The following is a 6,394-nucleotide window of genomic DNA, read 5'->3' as shown; positions in this document are numbered from 1 at the left end:
GAGGATCTGCTGCGATTCGTACTGGTCCAGGGGGCCGACGCCGAGGCGTCGGCCGAGCTGGGAGCGCAGCTGCATGCCGAGGATGTCGCCGGCCGGCTTCTGGGCGGCGCAGGCGATGTTCGTCTCCAGTGCGCGGCCGAGGCGGGCGACCTTCTCGAGCATCGCCTTGGCGTCGTTCTTGAGTTCCTCGATCTCCTTGTTCGCGGACTTGGCGAGGTAGTCGGCGATCTCGTCGAAGAAGAGGATCAGCCGGCCCGGGATGGTGTCGTCGTCGCGCAGGACGACTTCGCCTCGGGCGACGGCGTCGCGCAGGAGTTGCAGGTTGCGGCGCCCGTACTTGTTCAGGAGGGACTGGCGCTTGTCCATTTCGCCGGCGAACGCCTGGATGGCCTCGTAGATCTCTTCGTCCGTCGCGGCGAACCTGATGACGGCGGGGAACTCGGGAGTCCAGGTGAAGTCGGTGCGCTTGGGGTCGCAGACGATGAGCTGGTAGATGGTCGGGTCGTACAGGGCGGGGAAGAGGATCAAGGACAGGGCGACGGACTTGCCGGCGCCGGTCTTTCCGCCGATGAGGGCGTGGGGGGTCTGCTGCAGGTCCCAGTCGAGCCAGCCGCCTCCCTTGACGGGGCCGAAGCGGATGGTGCCGCGGCGTGCGAGGGCGAGGAACTCCTCGAACTCGGGGCTGCCGGGTTCGGGGAAGGCGAGCTGGGTGGGCAGTTTGGGGACGGCGCTGACGGTGACCCGGCCTTCCGCCTCGCTCCAGGCGTAGTGCCAGTCGTTGGTGTCGGTGAGGGAGTCAGCGTGCTGTTCGAAGGCGTCCCTGGTCTCCGGCTTGGTGACGTCGTAGGCGCCGAAGGTCACGGTGAAGGACTCGGGCCGCTCGACCGGGGAACCGTTGCTTCCTCGGTGGCTGCTCCAGGTGTGGATGTCCACCTCGACGGGGTCCTGGCCTCGCTTGGTGGGGAACTTGGACTCGACGACAGCCTGCAGTCGGGCCGTTTCCCGCTTCCGTACGGCGCGGGGATCGGCGTTGGAAACAGCCTTCAGGACCAGCCGGTTGGTATTGGCGAAGGTCCAGTCCGGCAGCCAGGTCCGGTCCGGAAGGGTTTTGGACAGGGCGGTGTCCAGGGTGCGCTCGATACGGGTGCGTAGTTCTGGCGCGGCGACGTCCAGGGTGCCCAGGCCGATGGTGATCTCCAGGGGCGTGTTGGCCCTGGGGCTGTTGGGGTCGTCCTCCCACTTGGTGATGTCGACGGTGAGCTGGCCGGCCTGCCGGGCCGGGATCTGGGCGGTGATGAGGTCGGAGATGAAGCGGTTGCCCTGCTTGCGGATCGCCTCCGGTGAGCCGGAGGGCACTCCGCGGATCGTGAGCTCCCCGGGCCGCCAGGTGTAGATCCACACGTGGCCGCGATCGATCTGGGCGTCGATGACGCGTTCGACGTTCTCCCGGAAGGCGCGCTGGGAGACGTCGTAGGCGCCCAGGGTGACAGTCAGCTCGATGGGGGCTTCGCGGCCGTCGCGGTTCTCCCAAGCGCCGACCGCGACTGACACGTCGACGTCGACGCCGCGGGGCGCGGGGAAGAGCTGACCGATGACTGTGTTGATCCACCGCTCATCCTGCATACGCAGCAGTCGCGGGTCACCCTCGTTGACGAGATCGCACGCCAGAGAGCCGGGGTGGGCCCAGTCGAAGACCCAGCCGGTGCCCGGCGGGATGGGCGCGGCTTCGACGGCTTTCTCGGCCTGCCACCGCGTGCGGGCCTGAGCGGCCGGCGCCGAGGGGGCGATCATGATGCGTGCGGCAGCGATCACGGTGGAGCGCCGCCAGCGGGTGACGCGGATGTACTGGGCTTCGTTCACCGGCCGGGTAACGGTGGGAGCCGGCAGTCCGCATGGCTTCACCACGCGGCCGTACAGCTCGGACAGAGCTCGCCGCTGGCGGGGGATGACACGTGCGGCCCGGCCGATGGTGTACAGCAGGGCGATGACGGTGACCGAGGAGAGGGCCTGCCACTGGCGCCACTGCAGGTACCAGGCTCCGGCCAGCAGCGGCATGACCAGCCAGTTGAGGAGGAGGTGCGGCACTTTCCCGAAGGCGCGACTGCGGTCGCGGCCCAGGGTGAATGCCAGCCACGTTCGGGTGTGCGCGCCCACCGGCCATCCGGGCCCGGCGGCGGGCCGGCGGGCGGCGGGGCGGCGGCGTTTTCTGGCCGCGGGCATGAGGGTGGTCCTCCCGAGTCGACAGCGGTGTTACCCGGATCGTGCTCGGGAAAGCGGACAGCTCTGATCCGCTGGTCCGCAGCCGGTGAGCGGGAGGTGAGCGAGAGCCGCGCTCCCGGCCTGGTGTGACGGTGGCCCCACGTGAGGTAGCAGACGGGGCACCGTCACCTACGGACTTGGCCGGGCTATGTGAGCGTCGCGCCGGGGTCGAACCGGTCGTAGGCGAAGCCCTGCCAGATCTCCCAGGCGGTGCTCACGTGACCGGTGCCCGCCGCCTTGCCGGTAGCGGCCCAGAAGGGGCGCAGGACCAGCGCACGGTACTCCAGCGGCCGGCATCCGACCGCGTGCGTGACCAGGTGGGCCGTGTGGTTGAACTGACCGGGGCCGTGCAGGGGGCCGCAGCAGGGAACACGCCAGTCGACGACGCGGTGGCTGGCAGGCACCCGGTGGCGGTCCATGTGGGGACGGTAGTGGTCGCGGATGATGTGGTCGCCGTGGGCCTTGGCCGCGTCGAGGTTGGTGTAGGTGCCCAGTGTCTGATCGAACTTCTGGATGTTCCAGAGGTTGGTCCTGGCCATGGTTGAGGTCCTCGCATCTCGGCGGCGCGTATGGATTGCTGTCGCCCGGAGTCGGCGTGCTGTCGGTGCGTGTGTCATCGCAAATGGGTGTCGTCATGGAGGGCGACCCTGGCCAGCTCGATGCTCTGATCGGGCAGTCTCCACCACATCAGGCGGGGCGCGGCCGAGGTCTGGTTCTTGAGGTGGCAGCGCATCGCGACGGCCTGGTCGGCGCGTACGAGAGGAACTCCACCGCGCTCATCGCGGGCCCGCATCCGGTGGACCTGTCGGCCGGGTATGGCGGCGGCGAGGCCGGTGAGGACTTCGACGGTCACCTCGACGATCTTGCGTCGGTCCACGAGTTCGATGGTGTGCAGCGAGGTGAGCCAGTCCGGGCCGAGGGTGAAGGGGGCGAGCGGCTGGCTGGGACGGTCCGGCTCGGCGATCATGCGTAGCCAGCATTGGTCGAGCTCGTAGCGGAACTGCTGTTCGGGGTCGGCGTAGATGGTGGGGGTGTCGATCTCGGCTCGCTCTTCGGCTGCTCGCAGGGCCTTGCTGAGCCGTCGTACGTCCTGACGCAGCGATGAGGTGGTGCGCTTCTCGGCCGCCAGCAGGGTGCGGAGGTGCTCGATGTCGTCCGGCGCATGGTTGCTGTGGTCGCCGGGCACGGGCGGGCGGCTGTTGCCGGGCTGGGGCGTCGTGGTGCTGTAGACGAGGGTGCGCCCGAGCACCTGGTGCTGGATCTCCCGGAGGGCTTCGTCGCTGCGGCCCGGGGTGATCTTGACGAGAGGATGCCGGTGCTTGGGATCGTCCGGAGCTGCGCCGGGGCGGACGATGCGGACGGCTCCGCCCCACACGGCCAGGTCAGGCATCAGCTCCCGCAGGTTGCGGGCGGCTGTGTGCGTGGTGAGAACCGCGACTTCCGCCTCAGGGTTGACCTGGTCATACAGGCGGATCGGATCGATCAGCGGGACGCCGTCCTCGCGGCGGGGATCAGGAGACAGCACCGCCACGGGAACGGTGCGGGACAGATCGAACAGATGGTTCATGAAGGCGGCAGTGTCCGTATCACCGACCTCACGTACAGGGCGAGACGTCGCCGCGGTGCTCCTTCCCGGCGCGCTCGGAGGGGGGCTTGGTACAGGCATGGGACTTTCCCTTCTCTGAGTCAGATGTCAGCTGGCGTAGGCGTAGAAGGCCTCGGAGGCGGGAGGGGTGGGTTCCTCCCTCGCTATGGCAAGGACCTGCTCGCGGGTGGCTCTGCGTGCCCGACGGATCCGTTCACGCTGCTCGCGGTACTCGGCGCTGGGGGCGTCGCCCGGGTGCGGGTGCGGGCGCGTAGGAGGCGCGGGTGTTCCTGACGGCTGCGGGCAGGTGGGCTCTCCAGCTGCTTTCCGCGCGGCCCGGGCTTCCGCCTGCCGGGCACGTTCCTGCTGGTACTCGGCGGTGGGCGGTGCGGCGCGTTCCTTGCGGAGTACCGGGGCAGGCGCCTCGGGGACCGCTGGCGCAGCGTCGTGGGATGACGCGGTGGGGCGGCCGCTGCGTAGCTGCACGTCGAGTCCGCGCAGCGGGCTGGACCGGCGCTTGCCCTTGTGCGTCTGGGACTGGAGCCGCTCGAACTTCTCGTTGACCTCGGCGATCACCTGGGCTGACAGGAGCCGCAGGTTGGCCGCCCATGAGGCGGATTCGCACAGGACTCGCAGGGTGCCGGTCTCTTCGTCGAACTCTTCGGCTTTCCAGTGGGTGGCACGTGTTTCACCGAGGAGAGAGGGCCACTCCTTCTTCAGGTCCGCCCCCGCAGCTCCTCCCTCCCATTCGTTGTCCACCACCAGCTGGCTGATGATGCTGCCCAGGGGGTTGGGGTCCCGGCCGTCAGCACCGCTGGGCCGCCGGGAACCAACAGTCCGCTTGCGTTTGGTCTTGACGGGGTTGTTCTTGGCATCGGCCCTGGCCCGTCGCAGAGCGATTCGCGCCAGGTCAGCGCCTGCGGCCGACTCCGTGGCTGCTTCCGCGGAAGGGGCGGTGGGGAGAGCAGCGGCGTCCACATTCGGTGCACCGGTGAGGTCCGGTTCCAGGTGCATGGCGGGGTGTGCCGTCATGTCGTTCGTCCTCCTCGTGCTCGAGTGCGGGTCAGCAGGCGTTCTGCAGGCGCGGGTTGCTGTGAAAGCGGATGCAGGCGTCGACGAGTTGCGCGGTGTAGAGGCGGGATGCCTCGGCCACGCCGAGGCCGTCGACGGCGGTGAGGACCAGGTCGGTGTCGCCGTAGTGCTTGAAGCGCCCCCAGGCGTCGGCCCTCATCTGCTGCACGAGGCTGGCATCGAGCTCATCGATGGTGGTGACCGCCGCGAATTCCTCGATCTCCTCGGCGTTGCCGGCGCTGTCGTTCCTCAGGGCCTGAACGGCGTTGGTGAACTCGGCGGTGGGCGGGGTGGCCCGGGCTTCGTCGGCCAGCCGCTGCGCCGTCTCCCGCTCCTGGGCGGCGTCTCGCTGGAGCTGTGCGGCGACGTAGGCGTGTGCGCGGTGGGGGCGCCAGCGCGGTCCGAAGTAGTGGCTGGGGTTGATCTCGTGAAGCCAGGCGTGGACCTGCTGGAGGGATGCGCCGGCGGCGGCCTTGTCGACCAGGACCCAGGACAGCTGCTCGATGCGGGTGCGCTGAAGCCAGTTGTGGAGCGGGCGAAGTGCTCGGGCGAACCGGTCGGCTACCTGGTAGGCGGCGGCGGTGACGGGGCGGCCGAGGACGGACTTCTTCTTGGGCTGAGTGATCTTGTTCGCTCGCGCCTGGCGCGTAGTTGTTGATCTACCTCTCACGTCAGCTTTAGGGGAGTGGGTGGTGGTGCTACGGGAAGGGGGCTCACGCCGGTTCTGATCTGCTGTTTCCTGCGCGGCGGCGATGGCCTGCGCCCGGCCTTCGGGGGTGAAGCCGGTGTGCCTGGCGGTGTATCCGTGGCCGGACAGGCGGTGGCCGTGGGCAGCGTCGTAAGCCGGCGGGATGGTGGCGCCGTAGACCGTGGCTGTGGCGGTGTACGGGCGGCCCGGGAGACGGAGGTTGCGGCGGCTGCCGTGCTCCAGCCAGACGAGTGCGCCGAGCTCGCGGAGGACCTTGATGTGCCGCTTCACGGTCGCGCGCGATATGCCGACGCGCCGGGCGGTGCCTTCGAGGTCGTACAGGACGATGCCCCGCTGGAAGTCCATACGGGCAGCGAGGTCGAGGGCGACGTCGACCGTCGTGGTGGCCAGTGCCTTGGGATGCGCGCCGCTGTCGATGAGCCAGGCGACAGCCCGGAGCCAAGCGCGGGGCTGGCAACGCCGGGACCGGGTGGTGATGACGTCCTGCTCGGCAGACGGGACAGGCTCCAGCCGATGCGGCTCGGCGTGCGGCTGGTGGGGCGGGCGGCGCATGAAGAGGGGCTCTCAGTGTTTTCGGGCAGCACAAAGTCAGGCGTGGCTGCCGCTCAGGTGCGGAGGAAGAAGGGGCCGCCTCAGGGGCGGGCGCTTGCCGGCTGGAGACCGGAAGCGAGGTATCCGGGGCCGGCGGTCAGCCGCTATGGGCGGCGGAGGCCGACCCCGGTAACGCAACGGGCGAGGAGACCGCTCCCGGCCTGCCGCAGCTCGCGCTG

Annotated in this window: 5 protein-coding genes; all 5 read right to left on the bottom strand. The window is 69.4% G+C overall.

Annotated features, from left to right (window positions below; genetic code table 11):
- Window positions 1-2,220 (bottom strand): FtsK/SpoIIIE domain-containing protein (locus tag VN520_RS02570; protein ID WP_325745175.1); only part of this gene is annotated, 2,220 nt, incomplete at its 3' end.
- 185 nt (window positions 2,221-2,405) lie between these two features.
- The gene (locus tag VN520_RS02565) at window positions 2,406-2,798 is read right to left on the bottom strand and encodes a hypothetical protein (protein WP_325745174.1); all 393 of its coding nucleotides are present in this window, start codon (window positions 2,796-2,798) and stop codon (window positions 2,406-2,408) included.
- A 74-nt stretch (window positions 2,799-2,872) separates the two neighbouring features.
- Entirely contained in the window at window positions 2,873-3,826 is a 954-nt protein-coding gene (locus VN520_RS02560) for a hypothetical protein (protein ID WP_325745173.1), read from the bottom strand.
- A gap of 126 nt (window positions 3,827-3,952) precedes the next feature.
- On the bottom strand, window positions 3,953-4,876 hold the full coding sequence (locus VN520_RS02555; RefSeq protein ID WP_325745172.1) for a DUF721 domain-containing protein: 924 nt from the start codon (window positions 4,874-4,876) through the stop codon (window positions 3,953-3,955).
- A 31-nt stretch (window positions 4,877-4,907) separates the two neighbouring features.
- Window positions 4,908-6,176 (bottom strand): hypothetical protein, encoded by a 1,269-nt coding sequence (locus VN520_RS02550; protein ID WP_325745171.1) that lies wholly within the window; start codon window positions 6,174-6,176, stop codon window positions 4,908-4,910.
- Window positions 6,177-6,394: the final 218 nt, after the last annotated feature.

Source organism: Streptomyces sp. (assembly GCF_035563135.1).
Taxonomy (GTDB): domain Bacteria; phylum Actinomycetota; class Actinomycetes; order Streptomycetales; family Streptomycetaceae; genus Streptomyces.
Note: the sequence above shows the minus strand (reverse complement) of the source record. Positions and strands in the feature narration are given on the sequence as shown.